23 protein-coding genes and 1 riboswitch are annotated in these 23063 nt (G+C 60.9%); of the genes, 6 read left to right on the forward strand and 17 right to left on the reverse strand.

Annotation, left to right across the window (positions count from 1 at the left end; all coding sequences use genetic code 11):
• Nucleotides 1–50: 50 nt before the first annotated feature.
• On the reverse strand, nucleotides 51–455 hold the full coding sequence (locus JOE62_RS14845; RefSeq protein WP_038993337.1) for an arsenate-mycothiol transferase ArsC: 405 nt from the start codon (nucleotides 453–455) through the stop codon (nucleotides 51–53).
• A 168-nt stretch (nucleotides 456–623) separates the two neighbouring features.
• Here JOE62_RS14845 and JOE62_RS14850 point away from each other — a divergent pair, with 168 nt between their 5' ends.
• Nucleotides 624–872 (forward strand): hypothetical protein, encoded by a 249-nt coding sequence (locus JOE62_RS14850; protein WP_204722952.1) that lies wholly within the window; start codon nucleotides 624–626, stop codon nucleotides 870–872.
• Nucleotides 873–995: 123 nt separating this feature from the next.
• On the opposite strand, the gene JOE62_RS14855 is transcribed toward JOE62_RS14850, so the two are convergent.
• From JOE62_RS14855 to JOE62_RS14865, 3 genes are all read right to left on the reverse strand, one after another.
• Nucleotides 996–2519, reverse strand: coding sequence for an APC family permease (locus tag JOE62_RS14855; protein ID WP_204722953.1), 1524 nt, complete (start codon nucleotides 2517–2519; stop codon nucleotides 996–998).
• 153 nt (nucleotides 2520–2672) lie between these two features.
• Nucleotides 2673–3545, reverse strand: a complete 873-nt coding sequence (locus JOE62_RS14860) for a putative universal stress family protein (RefSeq protein WP_204722954.1) — start codon at nucleotides 3543–3545, stop codon at nucleotides 2673–2675.
• 3 nt (nucleotides 3546–3548) lie between these two features.
• Nucleotides 3549–4976: a flavin monoamine oxidase family protein gene (locus tag JOE62_RS14865; protein WP_204722955.1), complete on the reverse strand. Its 1428-nt coding sequence runs from the start codon at nucleotides 4974–4976 to the stop codon at nucleotides 3549–3551.
• Nucleotides 4977–5081: 105 nt separating this feature from the next.
• Here JOE62_RS14865 and JOE62_RS14870 point away from each other — a divergent pair, with 105 nt between their 5' ends.
• Both JOE62_RS14870 and JOE62_RS14875 read left to right on the forward strand, forming a co-directional pair.
• Complete coding sequence (locus JOE62_RS14870; RefSeq protein WP_204722956.1) at nucleotides 5082–5729, forward strand: TetR/AcrR family transcriptional regulator; 648 nt, start codon at nucleotides 5082–5084, stop codon at nucleotides 5727–5729.
• Nucleotides 5729–5944 carry a LapA family protein gene (locus tag JOE62_RS14875; protein ID WP_204722957.1) on the forward strand — a complete coding sequence of 72 codons (216 nt, stop codon included), beginning with the start codon at nucleotides 5729–5731 and terminating at the stop codon, nucleotides 5942–5944. Before JOE62_RS14870 ends, JOE62_RS14875 begins: the two co-directional genes overlap by 1 nt.
• On the opposite strand, the gene JOE62_RS14880 is transcribed toward JOE62_RS14875, so the two are convergent.
• The 8 genes from JOE62_RS14880 to JOE62_RS14915 form a co-directional block, all read right to left on the reverse strand.
• Nucleotides 5941–6129: a hypothetical protein gene (locus tag JOE62_RS14880; protein WP_038993331.1), complete on the reverse strand. Its 189-nt coding sequence runs from the start codon at nucleotides 6127–6129 to the stop codon at nucleotides 5941–5943. The genes JOE62_RS14875 and JOE62_RS14880 overlap by 4 nt on opposite strands.
• Nucleotides 6130–6292: 163 nt before the next feature.
• Nucleotides 6293–6664: a hypothetical protein gene (locus tag JOE62_RS14885; RefSeq protein ID WP_204722958.1), complete on the reverse strand. Its 372-nt coding sequence runs from the start codon at nucleotides 6662–6664 to the stop codon at nucleotides 6293–6295.
• Between the two features lie 358 nt (nucleotides 6665–7022).
• Nucleotides 7023–7268, reverse strand: coding sequence for a hypothetical protein (locus JOE62_RS14890; protein WP_204722959.1), 246 nt, complete (start codon nucleotides 7266–7268; stop codon nucleotides 7023–7025).
• Between the two features lie 199 nt (nucleotides 7269–7467).
• A complete protein-coding gene (locus tag JOE62_RS14895; RefSeq protein WP_204722960.1) occupies nucleotides 7468–7956 on the reverse strand; it encodes an Lrp/AsnC family transcriptional regulator in 489 nt (162 codons plus the stop codon).
• A gap of 152 nt (nucleotides 7957–8108) precedes the next feature.
• Complete coding sequence (locus tag JOE62_RS14900; RefSeq protein WP_204722961.1) at nucleotides 8109–9365, reverse strand: MFS transporter; 1257 nt, start codon at nucleotides 9363–9365, stop codon at nucleotides 8109–8111.
• A 7-nt stretch (nucleotides 9366–9372) separates the two neighbouring features.
• A complete protein-coding gene (locus JOE62_RS14905) occupies nucleotides 9373–10506 on the reverse strand; it encodes an NAD(P)/FAD-dependent oxidoreductase (RefSeq protein WP_204722962.1) in 1134 nt (377 codons plus the stop codon).
• Nucleotides 10507–10824, reverse strand: a complete 318-nt coding sequence (locus JOE62_RS14910) for a bifunctional 3-phenylpropionate/cinnamic acid dioxygenase ferredoxin subunit (protein WP_204722963.1) — start codon at nucleotides 10822–10824, stop codon at nucleotides 10507–10509.
• Nucleotides 10825–10920: 96 nt separating this feature from the next.
• A complete protein-coding gene (locus JOE62_RS14915; RefSeq protein WP_239543414.1) occupies nucleotides 10921–11877 on the reverse strand; it encodes an N-acetylglucosamine kinase in 957 nt (318 codons plus the stop codon).
• A 574-nt stretch (nucleotides 11878–12451) separates the two neighbouring features.
• Between JOE62_RS14915 and JOE62_RS14920 the strand changes: the two genes are divergently transcribed.
• Nucleotides 12452–14401: a S8 family peptidase gene (locus JOE62_RS14920; protein ID WP_204722964.1), complete on the forward strand. Its 1950-nt coding sequence runs from the start codon at nucleotides 12452–12454 to the stop codon at nucleotides 14399–14401.
• Between the two features lie 95 nt (nucleotides 14402–14496).
• On the opposite strand, the gene JOE62_RS14925 is transcribed toward JOE62_RS14920, so the two are convergent.
• From JOE62_RS14925 to JOE62_RS14935, 3 genes are all read right to left on the reverse strand, one after another.
• The gene (locus JOE62_RS14925; protein ID WP_239543416.1) at nucleotides 14497–16284 is read right to left on the reverse strand and encodes an L-lactate permease; all 1788 of its coding nucleotides are present in this window, start codon (nucleotides 16282–16284) and stop codon (nucleotides 14497–14499) included.
• A 186-nt stretch (nucleotides 16285–16470) separates the two neighbouring features.
• On the reverse strand, nucleotides 16471–16647 hold the full coding sequence (locus tag JOE62_RS14930) for a hypothetical protein (RefSeq protein ID WP_204722966.1): 177 nt from the start codon (nucleotides 16645–16647) through the stop codon (nucleotides 16471–16473).
• Between the two features lie 7 nt (nucleotides 16648–16654).
• On the reverse strand, nucleotides 16655–17452 hold the full coding sequence (locus JOE62_RS14935) for a dioxygenase family protein (protein WP_204722967.1): 798 nt from the start codon (nucleotides 17450–17452) through the stop codon (nucleotides 16655–16657).
• 244 nt (nucleotides 17453–17696) lie between these two features.
• On the opposite strand from JOE62_RS14935, the gene JOE62_RS14940 reads away from it, so the two are divergent.
• The gene (locus JOE62_RS14940) at nucleotides 17697–18140 is read left to right on the forward strand and encodes a MarR family winged helix-turn-helix transcriptional regulator (RefSeq protein WP_052254053.1); all 444 of its coding nucleotides are present in this window, start codon (nucleotides 17697–17699) and stop codon (nucleotides 18138–18140) included.
• Between the two features lie 63 nt (nucleotides 18141–18203).
• Here JOE62_RS14940 and JOE62_RS14945 read toward each other — a convergent pair whose 3' ends face one another.
• The gene (locus tag JOE62_RS14945; RefSeq protein WP_204722968.1) at nucleotides 18204–21419 is read right to left on the reverse strand and encodes a DEAD/DEAH box helicase; all 3216 of its coding nucleotides are present in this window, start codon (nucleotides 21417–21419) and stop codon (nucleotides 18204–18206) included.
• Nucleotides 21420–21559: 140 nt separating this feature from the next.
• Nucleotides 21560–21681: riboswitch (SAM riboswitch) on the forward strand.
• A 31-nt stretch (nucleotides 21682–21712) separates the two neighbouring features.
• Here JOE62_RS14945 and JOE62_RS14950 point away from each other — a divergent pair.
• Nucleotides 21713–22258: an OsmC family protein gene (locus JOE62_RS14950; protein WP_204722969.1), complete on the forward strand. Its 546-nt coding sequence runs from the start codon at nucleotides 21713–21715 to the stop codon at nucleotides 22256–22258.
• A 90-nt stretch (nucleotides 22259–22348) separates the two neighbouring features.
• Here JOE62_RS14950 and JOE62_RS14955 read toward each other — a convergent pair whose 3' ends face one another.
• Nucleotides 22349–23056, reverse strand: coding sequence for a FadR/GntR family transcriptional regulator (locus JOE62_RS14955; RefSeq protein ID WP_204722970.1), 708 nt, complete (start codon nucleotides 23054–23056; stop codon nucleotides 22349–22351).
• Nucleotides 23057–23063: the final 7 nt, after the last annotated feature.

The raw sequence follows: 23063 nt of genomic DNA on the forward strand, positions 1-23063 counted from the left end.
GGGAAGCCACCACGGAGTCGTCTTACGGGCAGCATCGAGAACAGTAATTTCTACCGCTCCAGCTCGTGGAACAGTTCACGCACGCGGTCGGCGATCTCATCGCGGATCATGTTCATCCGTTCCGCACCGGTGATGCCGTCTTCGCTGGGTTCATAGGTGACCCAGCGTTCGGTCTTAATCGACGGATCGAACTGCGGATTCGCGTCGGTTCCAAGGATCACCACGCGGTCGACTTGCTCGACAACGCGCGGATCAATGGCCTTGGGCGTGCCCTGAGACATGTCGGCGCCGGCCTGCGAGAGCGATTCAACCGCTTCCTGGTTGATGCCCGAACCTGGGTTGGTTCCAGCCGAGTAGCTGGTCACCTTCCCCTCAGAAATGTAGTCCATCAATGCGGCGGCCATTTGCGATTTGCCGGCATTGCGGGAGCAGATGAAAAGTACCGAGTTAGCCATGAACCTATTGAACCATTGACCCGCAGGTTGGTGGCCTTTCAACGGAAAGGTTGCGAAAAGTGCCGTGCCGCGCCCCATTACGCAGCATCGTTGTCCTGCCGCTATGGCTAAAAGCTGTGGATGTGGCTACGGTTATGACTACTCAGCCCACGGCAACAGGAGGAAAAGATGATCGCAGCTCATAAGAAGATCATTGTCACCGGCGTGGTCGTGATGCTGATTGGTGTTCTCCTCAGCAGCTTCATTCCGGCCTTGATGTCATGGGGCCTGAATTCCGGCTATGGCGGAACCCTATTGGCCAGCGTCCCGCTGAGTTTCATTAACGCATTGATCAGTAACGCGCTCACCCCGTTTGGCGCCGTGCTGGCAGCCATCGGAGTAGCCATGCACATGGCCGGGGCCAAATCCAACGTCTAGTCCCGTTGCTGGCCTGAGCTCGCGGAACCTAGAACTGCGGTAGTTTGCTGCCCTCAAGCAGCAAGCCCAATGACCGGCCCATGATCTGCTCATGGGCGGGCCATTGGGTTTGCGGCTCTTGTGCTACTTCAGCAGCTTGCGGGTCTTGATGGTTTCGCCCTTGAAGAATGCGGGGTCGCGCAGGCGCATCCACAGCATGATGGCCACGCCCAGCAGCAGCACGCCGACCCCGAGGATGAACACCATGCCCACTCCCCCGATTTCGGAGCCCGAACCGTATTCCGGATTCATGGATTCAATGGCGGTGGCAAAGAACATCACCAGCAGCACAATGCCGCCGATCAACGGCGCCAAGAACTTGCAGAAGAAGTTCCGGGCATTATCGAACAGTTCTCCGCGGAAGTACCACACGCAGGCCAACGCGGTCAGCCCGTAGTAGAAGCAGATCATCAGACCCAGCGCGGTGATGGTATCCCACAGCGCGTTCTCCGAGAGCAGCCGGGTGATCACATAGAAGCCAGCAGCTGCCGCAGCGGCAGCGAAGGTGGCCACCGACGGGGACATGAAGCGCGCCGAGATCTTGGCGAAGCTGGAGGGCAGCGCCTTGTAGTATCCCATGGCCAGCAAGGTGCGCGCCGGCGAGACCATGGTGGACTGCAGCGAGGCGGCCGAGGAGGACAGGATGGCCAGGGACATCAGCATGGCCAGCGGGCCCATGATCGGACCGGACAGCACCGCGAAAATCGATTCCTGGTTCTCCGGATTGCCGGCACCCAGGCCAGTGGTGCCCACGCCTGCCCAATAGATCACCCCGAGCGACACTGCCAGGTACAGCGCGATGATCACCAGCACGGTCCAGGTGGCGCCGCGTCCGGGGACCTTCTTCGGATCGGTGGTTTCCTCGTTCATGGTCAGGGTGACATCCCAGCCCCAGAAGACGAAGATGGACAGCGAGATGCCCGCGGCGAAGGCCGAGAAGGTATCGATGCCGGCGGGGTTGAACATCTGCCAGGTAATCGGCGTCGGATCATTGGGCTGGCTGGAGGTCAGCGCCATGATGGCGAAGAGCAGCAGCACCGCGACCTGGAACCCGACCAGCACGTACTGGAAGACCTTGGTGGCATTCATGCCCCGATAGGAAATCCAGGCGGCCACCGCAATGAACACCAGCGTGGTGGGAATGTTGATCCACAAGTTGGTAGTCAGCTCAGCAATCCAATCCTGCCCGGTGAGCTGGGCAAGGAGGATGTAGAAGAAGTCCACGGCCACGGCCGCCAGGTTCGAGAGCACAATCACCGTAGCGGCGATCAGGCCCCAGCCGCCCATCCAGCCGATCATCGGGCCGAAAGCACGTGTCGCCCAGGTGAAGGAGGTGCCCGAATCCGGCATGGCGCTGTTCAGCTCGCGGTAGCCCAGGGCCACCAGGAGCATCGGCAGGAATCCGGCCAGAAGGATCGCCGGCAGGCTGGTGCCGACTTCGGCCACGGTGGCGCCGAGCCCCGCGGTGAGGGTGTAGGCCGGGGCGATGCAGGAGATGCCGATAACGACAAGTCCCAATACGCCCACGGTGCCCTTGGGCAGTCCTTTTTCGTGCAGTCCGCTCTCGGAGCGTGCAGGCGGCGATGCCTGCCTCAGGTCTTGCGACATGGTGGTTACCTTCAAACTTTCAGCGGGGTGTGCGTGCGTCGGCTACAAGTACCGAGCCACCTTCCGTCAGGGGTCAGTGAGGCGCCGTCCGCGCAGTTTCGCGGCAGGCGTCCGGGGAATATAAGGGGTGGTGCAGGATTGTTGCGGTGTTTCCTAGCGGGCCGCGTCAAGGGTCGGGATGACGCCCATGGGCACGTTGAGCTGGCCGAGTATCCGCTGGGCTTTGGGTCCGATGAACAGCCGGCGCGGAGCGGCCAGCCGGGCGGAACCGAGCAGCGCCAGGTCCCCGTCCTGCCAGGACAGCTGGGCCGTGGCTTCATCCAGTCCCTGCCCGGAGACCACCTCGATGGCCGCATCCAGGCCCAGGGACTCGGTCAGTTCCTCCAGATAGCTGCGGGTCTTGGCCAGGTGGTCGCCCAGCTCCTGCTCGGGGTTGGCCAGCTCCGCTTGGGAGATGAGCGTGGCCACGCGCAGCGGCAAAGCGCAGGCGGCGGCGATCCGCGCCGAGAGGCCGATGACCTCGCGTGCGCCGGGCCGGTCCCCGACGAAGGCGGTCAGCCGGGTGATCTTCCCGTTGGCCGCGCGCAGCGTGGCCAACGATGCCGGCGAGGACATGAATACTGCCATCGGCGATGAATGCAGCAGCGCGTTGGCGATCGCCCCGGGGCTGAAGAAGCCGGCGCGGTGGCGCTTGCGCCCGCCCAGCACGATCCCGTGCGCCCCGTATTCCTCGCCCAGGGCGATGAGCCCCTCGGCCACCGAGGGCACCGAGCGGGCCACCACCGAGGCGGCGATGCCGTCTGGCACCAGGGCCAGGGCTTCGGCCGCCCAGCGGTCCACCTGGGCGGAGAGGATGGTGGAGAATCCATGATCCCCGCCGGGGTAGACGGCATTGAAGGGGGTGGAGGCTGGCAGCACGATGGCGATCTTCAAGGATGCATCGCGGGTGCCAGCCACCAGGGCGCTGGCCAGTTCGATGGCTTCGGCACCGCGCTGGTCAGCGGTGTAGCCTACAAGCAATTCCATGGCTTAGGCGTTCGCCTCTTCCTTGGCAGGAGTGATCGTGGCCACCCCGTCATAGCTCGGGTCATAATCGGTGCCGTCCAGGGCGGCGATGATGCGTGCGGCAGAGCGCCGGCCCATGCGCACTGCGCCGTCCACGTGCTGGAATCCTTCGCCGGCCAGGTCGGAGGAGGAGAAGTAGATCGGTCCGACATTCTCGTTCTGCGCCGGGCCGAAGCGGTGCAGGCCGCCCAAATCGTAGCTGGTGGCGTAGGCTCCGCGGGTCCATTCCTCGGCGGCGAAGTCCGAGAGGTAGAAGACCTTGGGATCCAGGGCCTTCTCCCCCAGGTAGCCGGCCATGGACTTGAGGATCGCCGCGCGGCGTTGCTGCTCGTCCAATTCCCACATGGCGTCGGCATTCAGGTCCGAGATGAAGCCGACCAGGGTGCCGGTTTCCTCGCCGATGTAGGTGTTGTCGTAGATTTCCTGGACCAGATTGGCCGGTCCGAAGCAGGTGCCGGACAATCCTTCTTCGCGCCAGAACGGGGTGTCGTAGACGGCGTGGACCTTGATCACCAGTCCCATGGACTGGTGCTGGTGGGTGACCTGCTGCTTGCGCGGCAACGCCGGGAGGTAGGAGATGCGCGAGTACAGGTTCGGCGGCACCGCCAGCACCGCTTTCTTGGCCGAGACGGTCACGGTGCTGCCGTGGGCCACCACGCCGCCGTCGAACCATTCGAGCTTGAGCACTGGGTTGTCCAGGAAGACGATGCCCTCGCCCAGCTTTTCGGCCAGGGTCTTGGAGACGCCCTGCATGGTGCCCACGATGCGCCGGTCCAGGATGAAGTCCTCGTCGACCAAGTTGTCGAAGGAGCCGGCCGAGGATGCCATGAGCACCGCCTGCAGCGCGGAGAAGGTGTGCGCCGGCTTGGTGAGCATGCCCCCGGCGATGAACAGTCCCACGTTGTTGCAGGCCAGCTCGTCGGCAGAGTGCTGGCGCAGGAAGTGGTGGAAGGAGATCTTGTCCAGCTCTTCGGCCTGCGGGTGCTCCCATGGCTTGTCCGGGTCCATGCCGGCGGCCAGTTCGTTCATCAGCGCCACCAGCTTCTCCATTTCGGCTACGGTGCTGGCAGCCACCGGGAAGTCCTCGCCCTCGTAGGCGATCCGCTCTCCGTCCTCGGTGAGATAGACGCTCTTGCCGGCCTTGTAGCGTTCGAAGGTCTCGATACCCAGCTCCTCGATCAGCGAGTAGAGGCCGGTCTGGTCGGGGCTGATCCACTGGCCGCCGATTTCGATGGTCGCCCCGTCCATGACATCGGTCCAGGTGCGGCCGCCCACACGGTCGCGGGCTTCGAGCACGGCGACGGACTTGCCGGCCTTGCTCAGCTCATAGGCCGCTGTCAGCCCGGATGGCCCCGCCCCGATGACAACGACGTCGCGTTCCAGATGTTCCATGATCGCTCCCTTGCACAATTAAATGAATATTGTTCATTTACTTGTCATATAGCATAGGGTACGAACATCCAGTTGTGAAGCACCCCACGTCAGGAAGAGGTCCGCATGAGCGAAACGGAAGCGAGACGAGCCGGCCGCCCACGCAAGGCGGTGCTGAACCGGGAGCGCATCACCGAGCATGCGCTGGAACTGGTTTCCGGGGACGGCTACGAGTCGCTGACCATGCAGCGGCTGGCAAAATCCCTTGGCGTCTCGCCCTCGGCGCTCTACAACCACGTCGATTCGAAGCACGACCTGCTGCAGTGGATCCAGGAATGGGTCATGGCAGATATCGACACCTCGGTATTCGACGAGGCGGGCATCAAGGAAGCACTGCTGAAGTGGGCCACAAGCTACCGCAACGTCTTCGCCCGGCACATTCCGCTGATCCCGGTCATTGCAGTCCTGCCGGTCACCGATTCCCCGCGCACCCTGGGCATGTACGAGCGCGTGGCCGAAGCACTGGCGGACTTCGGCATGGCGGAGAACGAGATTGTGCCGACGATTGTCGCACTGGAGTCGTTCATTTTCGGCTCGGCCATGGACACCGCCGCGCCCCATGACATTTTCGATACCAGCAACCATCAGGATCTGACTCCGCATTTCACCCGGGCCGTGGCGGCGCAACGCCGCTCGAAGCTCGATACCAGCGATGATTCGTTCCAGCGCGGGCTCTCCGCCCTGGTATCCGGACTGCTGGCCAACGGAAGCTGATGACCATGGACAATGAGCCGACGCCGCGGATCACCGGCAAGCAGTGGGCTTCAATTGCACTGGTGGCTATTGCGCTGGTATTCATCCTGCAGAACCTGACCTATGTGCGCGTGGAATTCTTCCTCTTCCACACCGCCGCGCCGTTGTGGCTGATCCTGCTGATCACCTTGGCGGCAGGCTACGCCATCGGGCGGTTCTCAAAGCGACGGAACTAGTCGTCGAGGATAGCCCACTCCCCTACTTGCTCGTTGTCAGAGTCGTAGACGTCCTCCTGGGCACCGGCAACGATCGGATACATCGTGATGTTCGTCGACCAGTCCCGCAGAATCTTCTGCAGCTCTTCCAACGGCTTGAGCTGCATGTTCTCGGTATCGAAGTTGACTTCCAAAACAAAACGCATGGCCTGCTCCCATCCTTGTCGGTTGCCGCCATCCTATGCCCGCAAGGCCAGAAATACGAGACTTGCCGCAAGTCCCAAGGCATAACCGATGCCAATCGGGGACGCACAAAAACGGGACCCCGAGTTGCCCCGGGATCCCGTCTTCTGAAAATGCTTGGAAAAGCTACTGTACAGCGCTCATGTAGCTCAGCGACTGGAGCGCTTCGTTGCCGCCGACCTTGTACAACGCCAGGACCAGGCCGCCGAACACGACGCCCATCAGGGCAGAAAAGCCCAGGGAGATTTTGACCAGCGAGCGGACCTCGCGGCGGCTGATCTCGGCTTCATCGTTCAGGTAGCGAGCTGCGCCTTCGGTGATGCTGGCTGCCGGGGTCAATGCGGGAACCGGAGCGGTGAGCAGGTTCGAGGCAGTATCGATTGCCCCGCTGCGCAAATAGGCAACAGTCATGCGGTTCTTTCGATCCTGGCGAAGCTTGACGATATTGGCGCCGTGGCGTGCCAAGAGGATGTCTTCACCGAGTGGGATCGAGGCCATTGCTGCTGCTCCTAGGGAATTATCATTTTGCGCATTTCCAGTCATATCCATCATTTCCGACCGTCTATCTACTGAGAAGTGGTTTGTTCAGAAGCCCACACGCTCTTGTGATGCAATCCGCAAGATTCTGGGGCTAAATCGACTTTTCTGGTGACGGGAAGCATAGTTTCCGCAATTTTTCCGCGGTGGTTATTGGCCTGTATTTCGCAGGTCGCAGGGAATTGCTACCGGTACCATTTCATGGATTATTCGCCTTCGATAAATGCGCAGGCCAGCGGATGACATGGCCCGTGGCACGGCAAAGCCCCAGTCCAAAAATGGACTGGGGCTTAGCACAATCAGCGCAAAGGACCAAACCCTATGCGGTCTTCAGATCCTTGCCATCCTGCTTGCGCTGGCGCTTCGCTGCGCGGATCTGCAATGCCAGGTCGTGGTTCGACAGGTCTTCCGGCGAGGTAACGCCGCGCTTGCGCGCCTTGGCAATCAGCGCCTGGCGGATTTCCGCCTGATGAGTGCGCTTGTACCGGATGACCAGCACAGCAGTTGCAACGGCCAGAACAATCAACGTCACCACTGCGGTGATCAGAGTTGCGTCAAAATTCATGGACTTCTCAACCTCCCCATTCATTCAGTCGCAGCTGCGGCAGGTTCCACTGCCGTGCTGGAGAACCGGTCCCCAGCGGCCAACGGGCCGCAGCCATGCTACGAGAAGAACATCAAGTTTAGCATGTTTCTTCGATCAATGCTGTGAGGCAGACTGCTCCTGCGAACACCGAACGGTCGAAAAATGGCAAGAATGCGGGTCAGAACCCTCCACTGCCATGTCCGTGTTCGAACACCAGTGACGTTTGCGTCGTCGCGACGGCAGGATTCGCAGACAGGTTGTCGAGCACGAACTGGCGTACGTCCGAGGAGTTGCGCACCGCGACGTGCAGGACGAAATCGTCGGCGCCGCCAAGGAAGAACAGCTGCCGCACCCCGGGCTTGCTTCTCATGTCACTGGCGAAGTTCGACATCAGGTGACGGGCTCCGGGTCGGATCTTCACGAAGATCAGCGCTTCCAATTCGCGGCCCAGCACCGCCGGGTCGACTTCGATGGTGAATCGCGAGATGACTCCCGAATCTCGCAAGGCGTTCAAGCGGGCCAGACAGGTCGAAGGCGCAATGCCCAGCTCTTCTGCCAGGGAGTTGTTGGTCCGCCGCGAGTTCTTCGCCAACAGCGCCAGCAGCTTGCGGTCAATGCCGTCAAGCTGCGGCGCACGGCTTTCCCGTCCTGGTTCGTTCAGTGGCATTCGGCCGCACCTGCTCCTCGTAATTGCGGATCGCTGGATTCATCATACGACCTCAGGTAGCGCCCCATGGCCCTTTTCCGCCACCAGTTCCCGGCGACGCGCAGCTTCCCTTCCTTTGGCTGCGCGATGCAGCAGGATTCTTGGCCCGGGTTCTAGGGAACGCTCTTGATCTGGCGTACCAGCACGGCGCCGAGGAGACTGATTACCACCGAGCACAGGAACAGGGTCGGGTAGCCGCCGAACCAGGTCACCGCCAACCAGGCGATCAGCGGGGCGACCACCTGGGGCAGGGAGTTGGCAATGTTGATCATGCCCAGATCCTTGCCGCGCGAATCGGCATTCGGCAGGACCTGGGTCAGCAGCGCGAAGTCCACCGCCAGATACGCGCCGAAGCCGATGCCCAACAGCACTGCTGCGACGATGGCGGTGGTGAACGAGGTAGCGAAGGTGAGCACGCCTGCCGCGGCAGCCACGATCACCGAGGAGAGGATGACGTATTTCTTGCGCTTGCCGTCCTTGTCCGAGAGCTTGCCGGAAATCACCGAGGAGAAGATGACGCAGAAGGCGTAGATCGCGGTCAGCACCAGCACTCCCTGTGCCGGTTCCGGGTGCTTGATCGCGTCCTGCAGGAAGAAGAGCAGGTAGACCAGGCAGAGCTGGCAGCCCAGATACAGGAGGAAGCGGGTCAGCCAGGCCCAGCCGAAATCGCGGTGCTTGACCGGGTTGATCCAGAAGCTGCGCAGGAATTCCAGCGGCTTCAGCGGCTCCAGCGCTCCTTTGGGCAGTGCGACGTCTTGGCGCATCAGAACGAAAGGAATGGAGCAAATCGCCACAGCGGTTGCGACGATCGCATAGCCGAAGACCAGGTTGCTGGCAGCGACCATGCCGATCACCGCGCCGATCAGCGAACCGCAGGTTTGGCCTAGGGCCACCAGGCCGCCAACCATGCCGCGCTGCTCCACCGGCACCTTGTCCGGGATGGCCGCGAAGATCGCTGCCAATGCTGCATTGCCGGCCGCTTGCGTCAGCGCCCAGCCGATGACCAGCGTGCTGACGGTGTGCGCCGTCGACATCAGCAGCAGGGCCAGTGCAGCGCAGATTGTTCCGAAGAACACCCACGGAATGCGCCGTCCGAATTTCGAGGTGCTGCGGTCGCTCAGGGCGCCGAACAGCGGGTTGGCTACCAGCGAGACGGCCGCGCCGACACCGGTGACCAGCGAGAGGATCGCATTCTTCTGGCTGGCGTCCAGCGCTTCGGCGTGCAAGCCGAGCAGCACCTGGATCGGTGCGAAGAAGCCGACATTGATGCCGATGTGGACAATGACCACCGCGGCGATCCAGCCGGGGCCAACTCGTTTGATGGGCGTCCACAGGGCCGCGGGAACCTCCATCGGTTCGGCTGCGCTCATAAGTTTCCTACCGGCCTAACTCGCGCGGACCCACGGTTGGGTCCTTCAATCGTTCAATGCTTGGGGTGGCTGACTTGGCGATCAGCCGTTTCACTGCCTTGGCCATCAGGCCTCCATCGATCATCGAGGCTGACACCAATGAGCCATTGGCATCGAGACCGAAGATTATCTGGATCTTGCCTCGCCGGTTCAGGCGGGTCACGGTGCTGGCGGCCTGGCTGAAGTCGCCGACCGTTTCCACGTGCATTTCGTGGCGGTCGCTCCAGAACCACGGTACCGATCGCTGCACAGAGGCAGTGCCCATGATCGTCGCCGCCGCCTGGGCTGCATCTTCCATCGCGGCTTCCCAATGCACGGTGCGCGACTGGTGTTCTTCCCGGGCGGCGTCGCCGATGGCCAGCACCTGCGGGCAGCCGAGCGACCGCTGCTGCTCATCCACCAGGATCCCGTCATCCACCTCCAGGCCCAGCTGCTCGGCGAGCGCGGTTTCAGGTTCGACTCCGATGGCCGCCACGATCAGCTCTGCCTCATGGCGCTGGCCGTTGACCAGGGCATGGTTCGGACCGAGCTCGGTGACCGCACCGGTCACGGTGGTGATGCCACGATCGGCATGGTCTGCGTGCAGCTGTTCGGCAAGTTCTTGGCCCAGAACATGGGCCAGTGGCGCGTTGGAGTTGGAAACCAGGGTGACCTGCGCGCCGAGCATCTTGGCGGTGGAAGCGAATTCGGCCCCGACCAGTCCCGCTCCGATGACCAGCACGCGCTGGCCGAACATCCCCGATTCCAGGACCTCGGAGATCCAGGCCGCGTCGGCCGCGCTGTGCAGGCTGCGCGCGTGGTGCCCGCCAGTAATCTCCAATGCCTTGGGCCGGGTGCCGGTCGCCAGCACCACCCAGTCATCGGCCGCCTGCGGCAGCTGCAGGCGCTCCACCTCTTCCTGGATCAGCCCGACATTATTGTCCTGGTACCAGGACACCGGCGCGAAGGGTTCTGCCTGCAGGGACTTGCTCAATGGCGGGCGGTCGTACGGCAGGCCCTGGGCATCGCTGATCTTGATGGATCCGGAGTAGTTCTGCTGCACCAGGTGGCGGGCCAGGGCGTATCCTGCGACCCCTCCCCCGATGATGTGCACGGAAGGCATCTAGACTTCAAGCTCCAAGAAGCCATCCACAACGTTCACCGTGTAGGTCCGGGCGTCCACGGTGGCTGGCATGCACAGCACCTTGCCGGTCTTCAAGTCGAAGCTCGATGAGTGCAATGGGCACTCCACCGCGCAGTCTTCGAGCCATCCTTCGGACAGCGAGGCGACCTCGTGCGTGCATTCATCCTGCAGAGCGTAGAAGTTGCCGTCCTCGGCGTGGAAAATCGCGATATCTTCGCGTGCTCCACTGTCTTTGGCTTCAACCAGCAGCGATTCGCCTTCTGGGACAAGATCTACGGGACCAACTCGGAAACTCACGATGACTCCTTAATAATCACTAGGTTCTGAGCTAATCTTGTCACTTATTGTTTGCCAGCACCTATTTAAAGGCCTGTGTTCACCGTTGTCCGCGACTTACGGCTGCGCACGAAAGCGCGATACGAGCTGATGCAATGGATGCTCATCCGGCAAGAGCGCCAGACCTTGGGCCCCATCCAGCCCGTTGCCCGTCGAGTCCTGGACATGCGCAGCGGGGATGAGCAGCTGCAGCTGCTGCACGAAGCTGTTCCTGACGTATTCCCCGGCGAGCACTCCCCCGATGGCCGCGATTGGCAGCGGTCCTGGGCCACGTTCCAATCCCGCGCGGCGCACTGCCGCCGCGGCGGAAAAGGCCAATTCCTCTCCAGCCCGCGCGCAGATTTCGGCGGCTACGTCATCGGCAGCCGCCAGCCGGGCAACATTCTGCGCGAAGGCGGCTACGGTCGCCACCTTGTTGGGCATGGCCTGCAGCTCGATGTACGCCTCGGTCAGGTCGGGCCAGAGCTGAGTGAGCTCCTCGGTCAGCGCGGTGGCTGGCCCCCTGCTGTCGAAGCCCCGCATGGCGGCGCTCATTGCCTGCTGGCCAATCCAGTAGCCGCTGCCGGCGTCTCCCATGATGTAGCCCCAGCCATCGACTCGCGCAACCGAGCCAGGGCCCACCGCTAGGGTGACAACACCGGTTCCGGCGGCAACGACCGCACCTTGGCGGTCGCCCAGTGCTCCGAGATAGCTGGTCACCGAATCATGCGCCAGCGCAATATCAGTGATCTCTGGGGATCCGATGAGTTCAAAGAGCTGCCGTGCGTCGTGTTCGGCTTTCACCAGGCCGGTGGTGCCGACACCAATCATCGTGATTACTCCGGGGGTCTCGGCCAGCGCGTGGCGGATAGCTCGTGCCAGTTGCGGCAGGACCGACTCGTTGGTTTGCACGCCGGGAAAGCGCAGCTCGTTGATCTCGCCGCGGTGTTCGAAGCGGATCTTGATCCCGGTCTGCCCGCCGTCTACTGCCAGGACACGTTGCCCCATAGACACTTCTCCCTTCACAATCAGCATTAGCCTACGCCTGCTGGCGAAACTGTGTTCTGAACCCGCTCGATTTCGTTGCTGATGTGTTTTTCGATGAAAATGCCTAGGTTCTGTACCTCGGTTCATGTCCCCCACAGCATGATTTCCCGATTGCACCTCCCGGAGGAACATCGCCGCCACTGCATCCTCATCCCCGAACACAGGTTATTCAATGGATTAGCTTTGCTTCGATACTAACGCCATGAACTTGGTGAAGTCGATAGAAGGTGAGGAGATCCATCCGGAAATCCATCGCCAGTCGCGGGAAAATGACTATGTTTCAAATATTCTCATACAAATTTACCGTGGTCAGATCGATCTGAAAATTTTTATCCACTTCGCATGCAAAGTAACTTCCATTCATTTCGCAGACCCGCATTTTCCTCCACATTAAGGCACTGAAATATGTGAAACACCTTTTTAGTACATGTGTGAATATAAAAGATTTATTTGAAAAGTACTTCCTTTAGGAGTTGGAGAGCAGGTACGCTCCTACCGGCACACACCACATCGATTGATCACCGGCTTTTGTGCGCCCAAAAACCCTACAAGGAGAACATCAATGGCACGTTTTTCCACCCCTCTTCGGAGGACCTTGGCCGTCTCGGCGGCCGTAGTGATCGGCATGAGCGGCTTCGGCATTGGCGCCTTGCCAGCCACTGCCTCCCCTGTTCCGGTTCCCGCTGAAAAGTCCCTCCCCAAGGCCAGCGCAGACGACAAGGTCAAGATCGGTTCGGTTGAATCAGGCGAAGCCTACGACCAGTTCATCGTCACCTACAAGGCATCAGCCAAGGAAGCGGGCAAGTCCTCCCGCGCCAAGGCCTGGGGCAAGGCAGCCAAGGCGGCAGGCGTTTCCGTCAAGGAGATGCGCGCCATGGCCACCGGCAGCTTCGTGGTGAAGGCCGACAAGAAACTCAAGGGCAACGGCGCCAAGGAGTTCATGGCCGATATCGCCCAGTCCGGCCTCGTGGAATCGGTGGAACCAGATGCCATCATGAAGATCTCCATGACTCCCAACGACACCCGCTACGGCGAGCAGTGGCACTACAGCGGCACCAACGGCATGCGCTTGCCGTCGGCGTGGGACGTCGCCACCGGCGAAGGCAGCATCGTCGCTGTCCTGGATACCGGCATTACCTCGCATTCCGACCTGAATGCCAACGTCATTTCCGGCTACGACTTCGTCTCCAGCTCCGCCTCGGCCCGCGACGGCAACGGCCGCGACGCCAACCCGCAGGATGAGGGCGACTGGTACGCCGCCGGCGAATGCGGTGGCAGCTACTCGGGCAGCTCCTCCTGGCACGGCACCCACGTGGCCGGCACCGTAGCCGCGGTCACCAATAACTCCAGCGGCGTGGCAGGTGTTGCTCCGGATGCCAAGATCCAGCCGGTGCGCGTTCTGGCCAAGTGCGGCGGCAGCCTCTCCGACATCGCCGATGCCATCATCTGGGCTTCGGGAGGTTCGGTCCCTGGCGTTCCGAACAACCCGACCCCGGCCGACACCATCAACATGTCGCTTGGCGGTGGCGGCGCGTGCGGCTCCACCTACCAGGCAGCCATCAACTCGGCGGTGTCCCGTGGCACGTCGGTGGTTGTCGCCGCCGGCAACGAAAGCCAGAACGCTTCGAATTCCCGCCCGGCCAACTGCGAGAACGTCATTACCGTAGCGGCAAGCAACCCATCGGGCGCTCCGTCGTACTACACGAACTACGGCTCGGCCATTGATGTCACCGCGCCAGGCGGCGACACCCGCTATGCTGGCCAGGGCGTGCTGTCCACGATCAACACCGGCTCCACCACCCCGTCCAGCCAGGGCTACTCCTTCTACCAGGGCACGTCCATGGCTACCCCGCACGTAGCGGGCATGGTCGCGCTGATGAAGTCGGTAAACCCGTCGATGTCCCCGGCTGCAGTGGAAACAGCATTGAAGCAGGGCACCCGCGCGATGCCAGGCGGTTGCAACATCGGTTGCGGTGCCGGCCTGGTGGATGCCGCCAAGATCATGAACGCCATGGAAGGTACCGACCCCACGCCAACTCCGGATCCGGAGCCTAGCGGCAACCTGCTGAAGAACGCGGGCTTCGAGAATGGTTCGGAATACTGGACTGCCAACCGCGCGGACACCTTCGAGACCGGCTCGGCTGCCCGTTCCGGCAACGGCCTGGCTGGCCTGAATGGCTGGGGCAACTCCAACACCTACACCCTGGACCAGAAAGTCACCATCCCGGCAGATGCCTCTGCTGCGCAGCTGGAGTTCTACCTGCATGTGCTGACCAACGAAACCACTGCCTACAGCCAGTACGACAAGCTGACCGTCCAGGTTCTGGATAACTACGGAACCTACAACATGGGATCCTGGTCCAACCTGGATGCCAGCTCGAACTACGAACTGCAGACCGTTGACCTGGGCAACTTCCGCGGCAAGACCGTCACTCTGCGCTTCAAGGGCGTGGAAGACAGCTATCAGGCCACGTTGTTCCGCATCGATGATGCATCCGTAACCATGAACTAGCCCTGAAGCTCCATCTGGTTACCGGTTAAGAGCAGTGGGGCGTCGGAATCATCCGGCGCCTCACTGTTCTTCGCTTTCTAGCCCATCTGCGGTGCCTAGCGCAGATCGGCTGCTCGTCCCGCAATCGAATCACGCTTGAGCATCCATGCCCCGATGCCGGCCAAAGCCAACAGGAGCAGCACCAGCATGATCGTTCCCGGATTCATGCCGATGCCGTAGACGAACAGGTACGCGATGACGCCACCGGCCAGGCAGTAGTAGCTGGTGACCAAAATGGTCTTGCGCAGCAGGTCGCCTTCGCGGCCCAGCAATCCCACAGTTGCCGATGCGGCCACGATGTTGTGAATCGAGATGGGGTTGCCGCCGGCCCCGCCAACCGCCTGAGCTGCCACAATCGATTCTGGAGCAACACCGATTTGCGCACCGGTGGAGAACTGGAACTGGGAGAAGGTCAGGTTGGAGATGGTGTTGGATCCGGCGACGAATGCACCCAAGGCGCCAATCCACGGTGCAATCAACGGCCACATGCCACCGGAAACTGCCGCGGCGCCCTCGGCCAGCGTCACCGGGATACTGGCCAGGCCAGAGTTATTCAGTTCAGGGCCGGAGTGGATCAGGATACGCACCAGGGGCACTGCGAAGAGCAGCGCTACCGCGGTGCCCCACAGCTGCGCTGCCGAAACCTTGAAGGCTCGGGCGATCTGCGCGCCGTTCATCTTGTGCAAGGCGAAGGCCAAGCAGGAGGCCAAGATCAGCATGAAGCCAGGCAGATAGAACGGCTGGATCGAGGTGGTGATTCCCGTACCGAGGATGTCGGCAACCGGAATCTGGAGTCCTGTCAGGAAGGTCTTCACTTCCGGAATTACACGGGTCAGCACCAGCAGCACGCCCATCAGGATATACGGCGCCCAGGCGCTCTTCATGCTGACGGTAATGGTGTTGTCTACGGCGTTTTCCGGATCGAGCTTGCCGTTCCAACGCTCATTCCAGCTGGCACGTGGTCCGAAGTCGAAAATCTCCTTCGGCATCAGGAAGCCGCGGCTGGACGTGAACATCACCAGTGCCAGGCCAACCAGTGCGCCGAACAGCGACGGGAATTCCGGGCCGAGGAAGCGTGCAGTCAGAACCGAAGGCACGGTGAAGGCCAGTGAAGCGTAGATGGCGAATGGCCAGATTTTCAAGCCGTCGCTGAAGCGGCGTTCCGGCCCGAAGAATCCAGTGAGCATGCAGACCATGATCAACGGGATCAGCAGGCCTATGATGCCGTGCATGAATGCAACTTGGAAACCGATGGTGTTGATGAATTCGGGCATGGTCAATCCGAGGACATTGATGCGTTCAGCCACAGCAGGATCGCCGCCAAGCCCCTGGTTCACACCGATCAGAATCGGGGTGCCCACAGCACCGAAGCTGACCGGGGTGCTCTGGATGATCAGGCCAACCATGACCGCAGCCATCGCCGGGAAACCCAAAGCGAGCAGCAGCGGTGCAATCACCGCAGCTGGAGTGCCGAATCCGGACGCGCCTTCGATGAAGCTGCCAAAGAGCCAGCCGATGATGATGGCCTGCACCCGTCGGTCAGCTGAAATGTTATTGAAGCCCGCCCGGATGGTGTTCATCGCGCGACCGACCGTCAGGGTCGCGAGCAAGAGCAATGCGCCGAAGACGATATACAGCATAGTTGATGCGATAACCAGGCCTTCAATGGACGCTGCGAGCACCCCGTTGAAGTCCATTTTCCACACCCAAAGCGCGACTACTACCGCAACGACGTATCCAACGGGCATGGCGTATTTTGCGGGCCAACGGAGCCCGGCGAGAAGAATGCCCACCACAAGAATCGGTGCCAATGCCAACAGTGCGAGCACACCTAAGTTGTCCATATCCATGGTCCTTTCTGACCATACTCGCGCAGAACTCCGCCCATGCGTGGACTCGATCATTGCAGCAAGATGACCTATATATGGTCAGACCACTATGGTCTGACCATAAGAGCATAACGTGAAACACGTCACCATGGTGAGCCTCATCACGAAAAATCGCGGATGCAGAACATATTCACGGGCTATTTATCCAGACAGCAACTTGGGTTGACCTTGTTCTTCTGATCCAAGTCCCCCGCGAGCCGGGGCCGGAAAATTTCTAAGATCTCCACCAGCCCCCATGCCTTTCACCTCGATGAAGCTGTTTAAATGCAGGAAGTGCGGCACCTTGCGGTGCCGCACTTCCTGCCGGTCAAGCTTCATGCAGCGATTAGCTCAGGGTCCAGGAGCGCTTGGACAGGCCATACCAAAAACCGTCAATTGCGGTCTTGGCATCGATGCCTCCCGAGGCGTACGCCGCCCCCAGTGCAACATACAGCGGAGCCCAGTGCTCCGAACGCGGATGCGCTTCGCGCGCTGCCGGAGCCTTGTGGAGGAAGTCGAGGATGGAGTCCACGTCGCCGCGGGCCATGGATTCTTCGGCCCAGTGGTCGAACTCGCTGGAGGCCGAAGGAGGGGCCGCATCCGCTCCGCCGGCCGGGTTGAACCACTTGAGGTTGTGCGTAGTGAATCCGGAGCCGACGATCAGGGTTCCCCGATCCCGCAGGGGGGCCAAGGACTTGCCCAAATCGAAAAGCCCCGAGGGATCCAGCGTTGGCATGGACATCTGCACCACCGGGATGTCGGCTTCCGGGAACATTTCCTTCAGTGGCACGTAGGCTCCATGGTCCAAGCCGCGGGTTTCATCGCGTTCCACATGGTGGCCGTAGGCCGAAGTGAGGCGCTCGACTTCATTCGCCAGCTCCGGTGCCATCGGGGCGTCGTAACGCACGTCGTAGTACTTTTGCGGGAAACCCCAGAAGTCGTAGACCAGCTCATTCTTCTGACGGGTGGCGCTCAGTGTCACGGGCGCATTTTCCCAGTGCGCGGAAATCATCAGAATATCTTTGGGCTTCTCGAAAGCGCCCGACCATTCGGCTAGTTCGCCGGTCCAGCGCTGGTCGTCGGCCAATGGAGGCGCACCATGGCTAAGGAACAAGACGGGAGGTGTGTCGGATCGCTGAGTCATGATTCAAAGTTAGCAATCGTTAGTTGAAGCGTCAAGTTTTATTTTTCGGCCCCGCTACTGGCATTGTTACTGAATCCATGATCGCCCCCAGAAGAACGACAATCGCAGACGATTTTGCCGACCTCGTCTTTTCCGGGCACTGAATGACGTTCAGCTAGTGTGTCCCTTTTTTCACGCTTCGGATTAGTACGGCTACGGAGTCCAATATCAGACTTATTGGCCCTTGAACTTTAGAATGGTTTCTATGCAAGAAGAAGAATTGATGCAGACGGTCGAAGAAGAATTCACCGCCATCTTATTGCGTGCCCGCCAAATGCTGATCCGTCGTGCCAAGATCATCCATCCGGATCTGCAGGACCCGGGGTACCGCTTGCTTGCAGTGGTCATCCGTGATGAGGCGCAGCAGCAGGGGGCGCTCGCAGAGAAGCTGCGCTTGGACAAGGCAACCATTTCGCGCCTCGTGCAGCACCTTGAGTCCTTGGACCTCGTCACTCGTACCCAGGATCCTGCCGATGGCCGGGCCCAGCTGGTCTCGGCAACAGATATTGCCAAGGAAAAATGGCGTTCGAGCGGCAACACGTTGCGTGAGGAACTGCGCCGCCAGCTCAAGGAATGGGAAGTATCCGAACTGAAGAACTTCGGAGATCTCCTGCATCGCCTCAACCACAGCTTTGACGAGATACTCTAATGCCCCACAAGCAACTGAAGCCTTGGAAACCATCTGGTTTCCAAGGCTTCAGCTTTTTGTACATCAATCCATCAATGCCAAGAAATCATCGGCATTAAGCGCAGCGCTCTGTGCTCCCTCGGCGGTGTCGCCCAAGACATCGTTGAACAGCTGAGTCTTCTTGGCCTGCAGCGCGAGCACCTTGGATTCGATGGTGTCCTTGGCTACCAAACGGTACACATAGACGGGCCGGGTCTGACCGATGCGATGAGCACGGTCAATCGCCTGTGCTTCGGCCTGGGGGTTCCACCACGGGTCAAGCAGGATGCAATAGTCCGCTGAGGTGAGGTTGATGCCGAATCCACCGGACTTCAGCGAGATGAAGAAGACCGGGAAATTGCCTTCGCTGAAGCCGTCAATCAGTTCCTTGCGCTTGGGGCCGCTGGTGGCCCCATCAAGGTAACCGTGCTCAATGCCCAGCTCCTCGGCGACGTCGCGTGCCTTGGACAGGAAGCTGGTGAATTGGCTGAAGACCAGGATCTTGTGTCCTTCGGAAACCGCATCCCCCATGAGCTCGCGCAGCATTTCCAGCTTCGCGCTGGGCGCATTGCCTTCGCCTACCAGCGAGGGATCCAAAGCCAGCTGACGCAGCAAGGTCAGCGACTGGAGAATCTGGAACCGATTCGAATCAACATCGCCAACCAGGCCCAGCACTTCTTGCCGCACGCGCTGGAAGCGGCGGTCATAGGCTTTCCGGTGCCCTGGCTCCAGCTCGACTTCCAGGACCTGTTCGGTCTTTGCCGGCAGCTCGGGAACGACCTGTTCCTTAGTGCGGCGCAGCACGAACGGTCGCAGACGGTTCTTCAAGCGTTCCATCCGTTCCTGGTCCCCGTCGGCGATTGGCTTCTGGTAGTTGTCCTTGAAGGACTTCGCACCACCCAGCAGGCCAGGTGCGGCAAGCGAGACCAACGCCCACAGTTCCGTGAGGTTGTTCTCCATGGGCGTGCCCGTGACCACGAATTTGCACGGCACCGGCAGCTGCCGGGCCTGCTTGTAGCCCTTGGACGCGTGGTTCTTCAGCTGCTGGGCCTCGTCCATGATCATCACGTTGAATCCAGCGGCCTCAAAATCCTCATAGGCCAAGCGGAAGATCGTATAGCTGGTCACCACCAGCTGCGCATCACCGATCTGCGCAGCCAAATCCTGGCCGCTCTTCCTTGCCGTAGAGGTAATGCCGGTGACGCTCATCTGCGGGGCAAAACGCTGAGCCTCATTGATCCAGTTACCCACCACCGAAGTAGGGGCAAGCACCAGGAACTTCTGGCCGGGATCTTCAACGCGTGCCTGTTCCAGGCAGGCCAGCAGCTGCACGGTTTTGCCCAGGCCCATGTCATCGGCGAGGACCCCGCCCAGGCCATGGGAGCGCAAGAAGTCCAGCCAGGACAGCCCATGGCGCTGGTAGGGGCGCAACTGCGCATTGAAGGTATCCGAGAGCTCAACAGGCTTCATCTCTTCGCCGCTTTGCAAAGCCTTCATGGTCTGCAGCCACTGGTTGTGCTGGGCTTCGATAATTCCCAGATCCACCAGTTCCTGCCACCAGTCGATGCTCAACTTGTGGATGCGAATCGTATCGCCCTGCACCGTGCCCAGCTCCCCCGCTTCGGAAATCAGCTGGCGCAGCTGGGCAAAGTCCGCACCATCAATCGGGATCACCGTCAGGTCATCGAGGATGAGGTATTCATCTTGCTTGGTCAGTGCTTCGAGCAACAGCGCGAACGGCACCTTGATCTCGCCCAGGAGCACTTCCACGGACAGGTCGAACCAGTCACCCGTGCTTTCACCCGCTTCGACGCTGACGGTGGCCGGGGCATCGCTGATCCGGTATTTGGGCAGCCGATTCTGCTCCTCGATAATGACATCGGGATGCTCTTCCAGCAGCGGCAGTGCGTGGACCAGGAAGTCGATGGACTCAGAGGTGCTGAATTCCTTCGGAGGGAAAATCCCTGATGAGGTCAGTTGCCCCAGCGAGCCCAGCTCGCCGAGCTTGTCCTGCACCGAAGCGGCAATTTCCCTTTCCACGGCATGCTGGCGAGGCCCCTTAGATGAGTACTCCCAGGAATAGCGCACGGTCAGCGGGGCTTGGATGCTCTCCAAGGACAGCTTGAGGCTGGGGCGCGCGGGAACCGGGATGCGGTAGCTGCCATTTTCGCTCTTCAGCGGCGCCATCACGCGCAATCGGTCCAGATGCTGGGTCTCGAATAGATCGATGGCTCCATCCGGAATGATGTGCGCACCGGATTCGATGAAGGCCGCCAGTTCTTTCGTGACAGGTTCAGCGAACTGCGCCAATCCGAGTTCCTTGGCCTTCGGCAAGGGGCTGGAGGCGTAGGCCAGCAGGGTCGGTGGCGTACCGATCGGCAAGAGGTGGTGGTGCTCTTCGCGCGGCCCGCGCAGCTTGCCTTCCATGCGCAGGCCCTGTTCAGTGCGTCGCACATCCACGTGGGCCATGGCTGGTTGCGCACTGAATTCCACCGGGAGCTTGGCAGCGGAACCGCCGTTGACGATCTGCACTCCGGCGTCGCGCAGGGCCTCGAAGGCATCCAGCAGGTCTTGGCCAGGCAGATCCATCAGCGAGATCCAGTCCTTGGGATCCCATGAATGCCGGTAGGTGTTCTGTTCCACGTGTTCGCGCAACCGGTCCAGTTCAACGACCGCTCGGCGCTGCTTCTTGGAGAAGCGCTCATCGAAGGCGACGTTGCGCCAGCTGACTCCGGTCTGGACCCAAGGGCTCTTGGTGCCCCGGCGGGCCGGCCGCGCCTGCAAGGTCAGCGCGTCCGCGCCTCCGTAGCGGGGTTCGCTGACCACTTTAAGGATCAATCCCAGCGGTTCCTCGTCAACCAGTTGCTCATCTGGGATTGCTGGAAGCAGACGGTCAAGGGTTCGTTCCCACTGCGGCTTGCTGTTGCGTTTCCATGCGAAAGGGTCCGCGCCGGAGTCGGAGACGAAGAAGCCCTGGTCCTCTTCGGTGGTGACTTCAATGAGCAAGGCGGCGACATCCTCGCAGGATTGAACGCCCGGATGCTTGCTGCAGAAGCTGGTGAAGCTGATATTGCCGCGGTTGATTTGCAGTTCGGCCATCACCGATTCGCGCAGCACCATTGCGGAAATGCGGGAAAATCCCGGCTTCACGTCCCGGTGGACAATCTCCACTTTTCCGGAATCGCAGAGGAACTGGCCCAGGTTGTATTCGGATTCGGTCACCAAGGTCTGGGCCGCAGAAAGTGTCAGCTGGAATTCCATACTCGCCGTTCATTGTTCGTGCAGTGGGTGCCCGAGAGCTCGATTCCATCTTAGCGAGCAGCCAGACAAGTTGCCCGATGACGAAAAGTTACCCCTGCCCTTTACGCGCTGGCACCTCGGCCGATAGAAAAGAAGCACAGAATCACGAGTTCCGCTCTTTGAGCCCTGGCTGAGTGGACGGCAACCCTCCTGCGTCATTGTGCGGGGTGCCCCAGGTGAAGATTCGACGCATCTTGAACGCCAAGTTGCGTAAGCGATGGCGCCCCTTGCGCCAGAAAGGGGATCAATTCCTCATGTCTAATGCAGCATCTACCCTGACCGTGTCCGAAGACCGCGCACAGCGCCTGCAGGAAGCGGGCAAGGGCTGGGGCGAACGCATCTCGGCGGCCCCGCAAAGCGCCAAATTGACCTTTACCGTTCAGGGCGAGGGTTTCGATTCGGTAGCCAGCAACATTGTCTCCGGGAAGCACACTTTCCAGGTCGACGAGCCAGCTGCCCTGGGTGGCAATGATGTCGCGGCAAGCCCGGTGGAATATGCGCTCGGCGCGCTGATCTCCTGCCAGGTTGTGGTCTACCGCTTGTACGCGCAGAACCTCGGCATCCAGGTGGACGAGGTGAAGATCCAGGCAAACGGCCACCTCGATGTCCGTGGCCTCTTCGGCATCGACAAGTCCATCCGCCCGGGCTTCTCATCGGTAGAACTGGATATCCAGATCTCCGGCCCCGAATCGGCCGAACGCTATGAAGAACTGCGCCAGGCAGTGGATGCCCACTGCCCGGTACTGGACCTGTTCGCCAACCCGGTACCGGTGACAACCGCGGTGAGCATCGCCAGCTAGCAAATACGGCAATGGCGCCCCGGGGCCGGATCGGAAAATTTCCGAACCGTTATGCGGGGCGCCATGCGCATGCTGAATTCTTGCTTATCCTTACCGCGTCTGCGAGTAGAACCAGTTGATGTGCTCTTCGAGCAGCTGGGCTGCCCGTTCGCGCTGATTCGTCGCAAAGGCGTGGTGGATGGCCTTGTGCTGGCGGCGCAGCACGCGCACCACCGGCTGCCAGGCCTCGTCACTGGGGACCGAGTCGGAGACGTAGTCGCTGATCGAGTTGCGCAGCGATTCCATCATCGATTCCACCACCGAATTTCCTGCCATGGATGCCAGGCGCACATGGAACTCGGCATCTATGCGGTGGAAGGCTTCGCGCGAAAGCTGCGGATCATCCATGCGCATGATCAGCACCGCGGTGCGGTCGATGACCTGCTGGGCGTAAACCGGGTCGCGGGGGTTCATTTGCGCGGCCCAGGTTTCCAGCAGGATGCGCGACTCGACGATCTCGCGGACGTTGATGCCCTTGGCCGCCAAGTGCAGCCGCAAGGCCTGCGAAATGCCGGCCGAGGGGTTGGAGATGATCACCGCTCCGGAGTTGGGCCCGGAGCCGGTAGACGTCTTGATAATGCCCATCACATCAAGGATGCGGATGGCATCGCGGACCGAAGCCCGCGAAATCCCATGCCGCTCCGCGAGCGCACGCTCGCCGGGAAGCTGGTCCCCTACGGATAGCTTCTCTGTACGCAGATCTTCTTCAATTGCCTGGAGAACGATCTGGTACGCACGCGGAGCTGGATTCATTGACATCGGATCT

This window comes from Glutamicibacter nicotianae (assembly GCF_016907615.1).
In the GTDB taxonomy this organism is placed as follows: Bacteria; Actinomycetota; Actinomycetes; order Actinomycetales; family Micrococcaceae; genus Glutamicibacter; species Glutamicibacter nicotianae.

Coding starts and splice junctions, on each gene's coding strand:
- JOE62_RS14845 (WP_038993337.1), bottom strand. CDS start 455: ATGGCTAACTCGGTACTTTTCATCTGCTCCCGCAATGCCGGCAAATCG.
- JOE62_RS14850 (WP_204722952.1), top strand. CDS start 624: ATGATCGCAGCTCATAAGAAGATCATTGTCACCGGCGTGGTCGTGATG.
- JOE62_RS14855 (WP_204722953.1), bottom strand. CDS start 2,519: ATGTCGCAAGACCTGAGGCAGGCATCGCCGCCTGCACGCTCCGAGAGC.
- JOE62_RS14860 (WP_204722954.1), bottom strand. CDS start 3,545: ATGGAATTGCTTGTAGGCTACACCGCTGACCAGCGCGGTGCCGAAGCC.
- JOE62_RS14865 (WP_204722955.1), bottom strand. CDS start 4,976: ATGGAACATCTGGAACGCGACGTCGTTGTCATCGGGGCGGGGCCATCC.
- JOE62_RS14870 (WP_204722956.1), top strand. CDS start 5,082: ATGAGCGAAACGGAAGCGAGACGAGCCGGCCGCCCACGCAAGGCGGTG.
- JOE62_RS14875 (WP_204722957.1), top strand. CDS start 5,729: ATGACCATGGACAATGAGCCGACGCCGCGGATCACCGGCAAGCAGTGG.
- JOE62_RS14880 (WP_038993331.1), bottom strand. CDS start 6,129: ATGCGTTTTGTTTTGGAAGTCAACTTCGATACCGAGAACATGCAGCTC.
- JOE62_RS14885 (WP_204722958.1), bottom strand. CDS start 6,664: ATGGCCTCGATCCCACTCGGTGAAGACATCCTCTTGGCACGCCACGGC.
- JOE62_RS14890 (WP_204722959.1), bottom strand. CDS start 7,268: ATGAATTTTGACGCAACTCTGATCACCGCAGTGGTGACGTTGATTGTT.
- JOE62_RS14895 (WP_204722960.1), bottom strand. CDS start 7,956: ATGCCACTGAACGAACCAGGACGGGAAAGCCGTGCGCCGCAGCTTGAC.
- JOE62_RS14900 (WP_204722961.1), bottom strand. CDS start 9,365: ATGAGCGCAGCCGAACCGATGGAGGTTCCCGCGGCCCTGTGGACGCCC.
- JOE62_RS14905 (WP_204722962.1), bottom strand. CDS start 10,506: ATGCCTTCCGTGCACATCATCGGGGGAGGGGTCGCAGGATACGCCCTG.
- JOE62_RS14915 (WP_239543414.1), bottom strand. CDS start 11,877: ATGCTGATTGTGAAGGGAGAAGTGTCTATGGGGCAACGTGTCCTGGCA.
- JOE62_RS14920 (WP_204722964.1), top strand. CDS start 12,452: ATGGCACGTTTTTCCACCCCTCTTCGGAGGACCTTGGCCGTCTCGGCG.
- JOE62_RS14925 (WP_239543416.1), bottom strand. CDS start 16,284: ATGGACAACTTAGGTGTGCTCGCACTGTTGGCATTGGCACCGATTCTT.
- JOE62_RS14930 (WP_204722966.1), bottom strand. CDS start 16,647: ATGAAGCTTGACCGGCAGGAAGTGCGGCACCGCAAGGTGCCGCACTTC.
- JOE62_RS14935 (WP_204722967.1), bottom strand. CDS start 17,452: ATGACTCAGCGATCCGACACACCTCCCGTCTTGTTCCTTAGCCATGGT.
- JOE62_RS14940 (WP_052254053.1), top strand. CDS start 17,697: ATGCAAGAAGAAGAATTGATGCAGACGGTCGAAGAAGAATTCACCGCC.
- JOE62_RS14945 (WP_204722968.1), bottom strand. CDS start 21,419: ATGGAATTCCAGCTGACACTTTCTGCGGCCCAGACCTTGGTGACCGAA.
- JOE62_RS14950 (WP_204722969.1), top strand. CDS start 21,713: ATGTCTAATGCAGCATCTACCCTGACCGTGTCCGAAGACCGCGCACAG.
- JOE62_RS14955 (WP_204722970.1), bottom strand. CDS start 23,056: ATGTCAATGAATCCAGCTCCGCGTGCGTACCAGATCGTTCTCCAGGCA.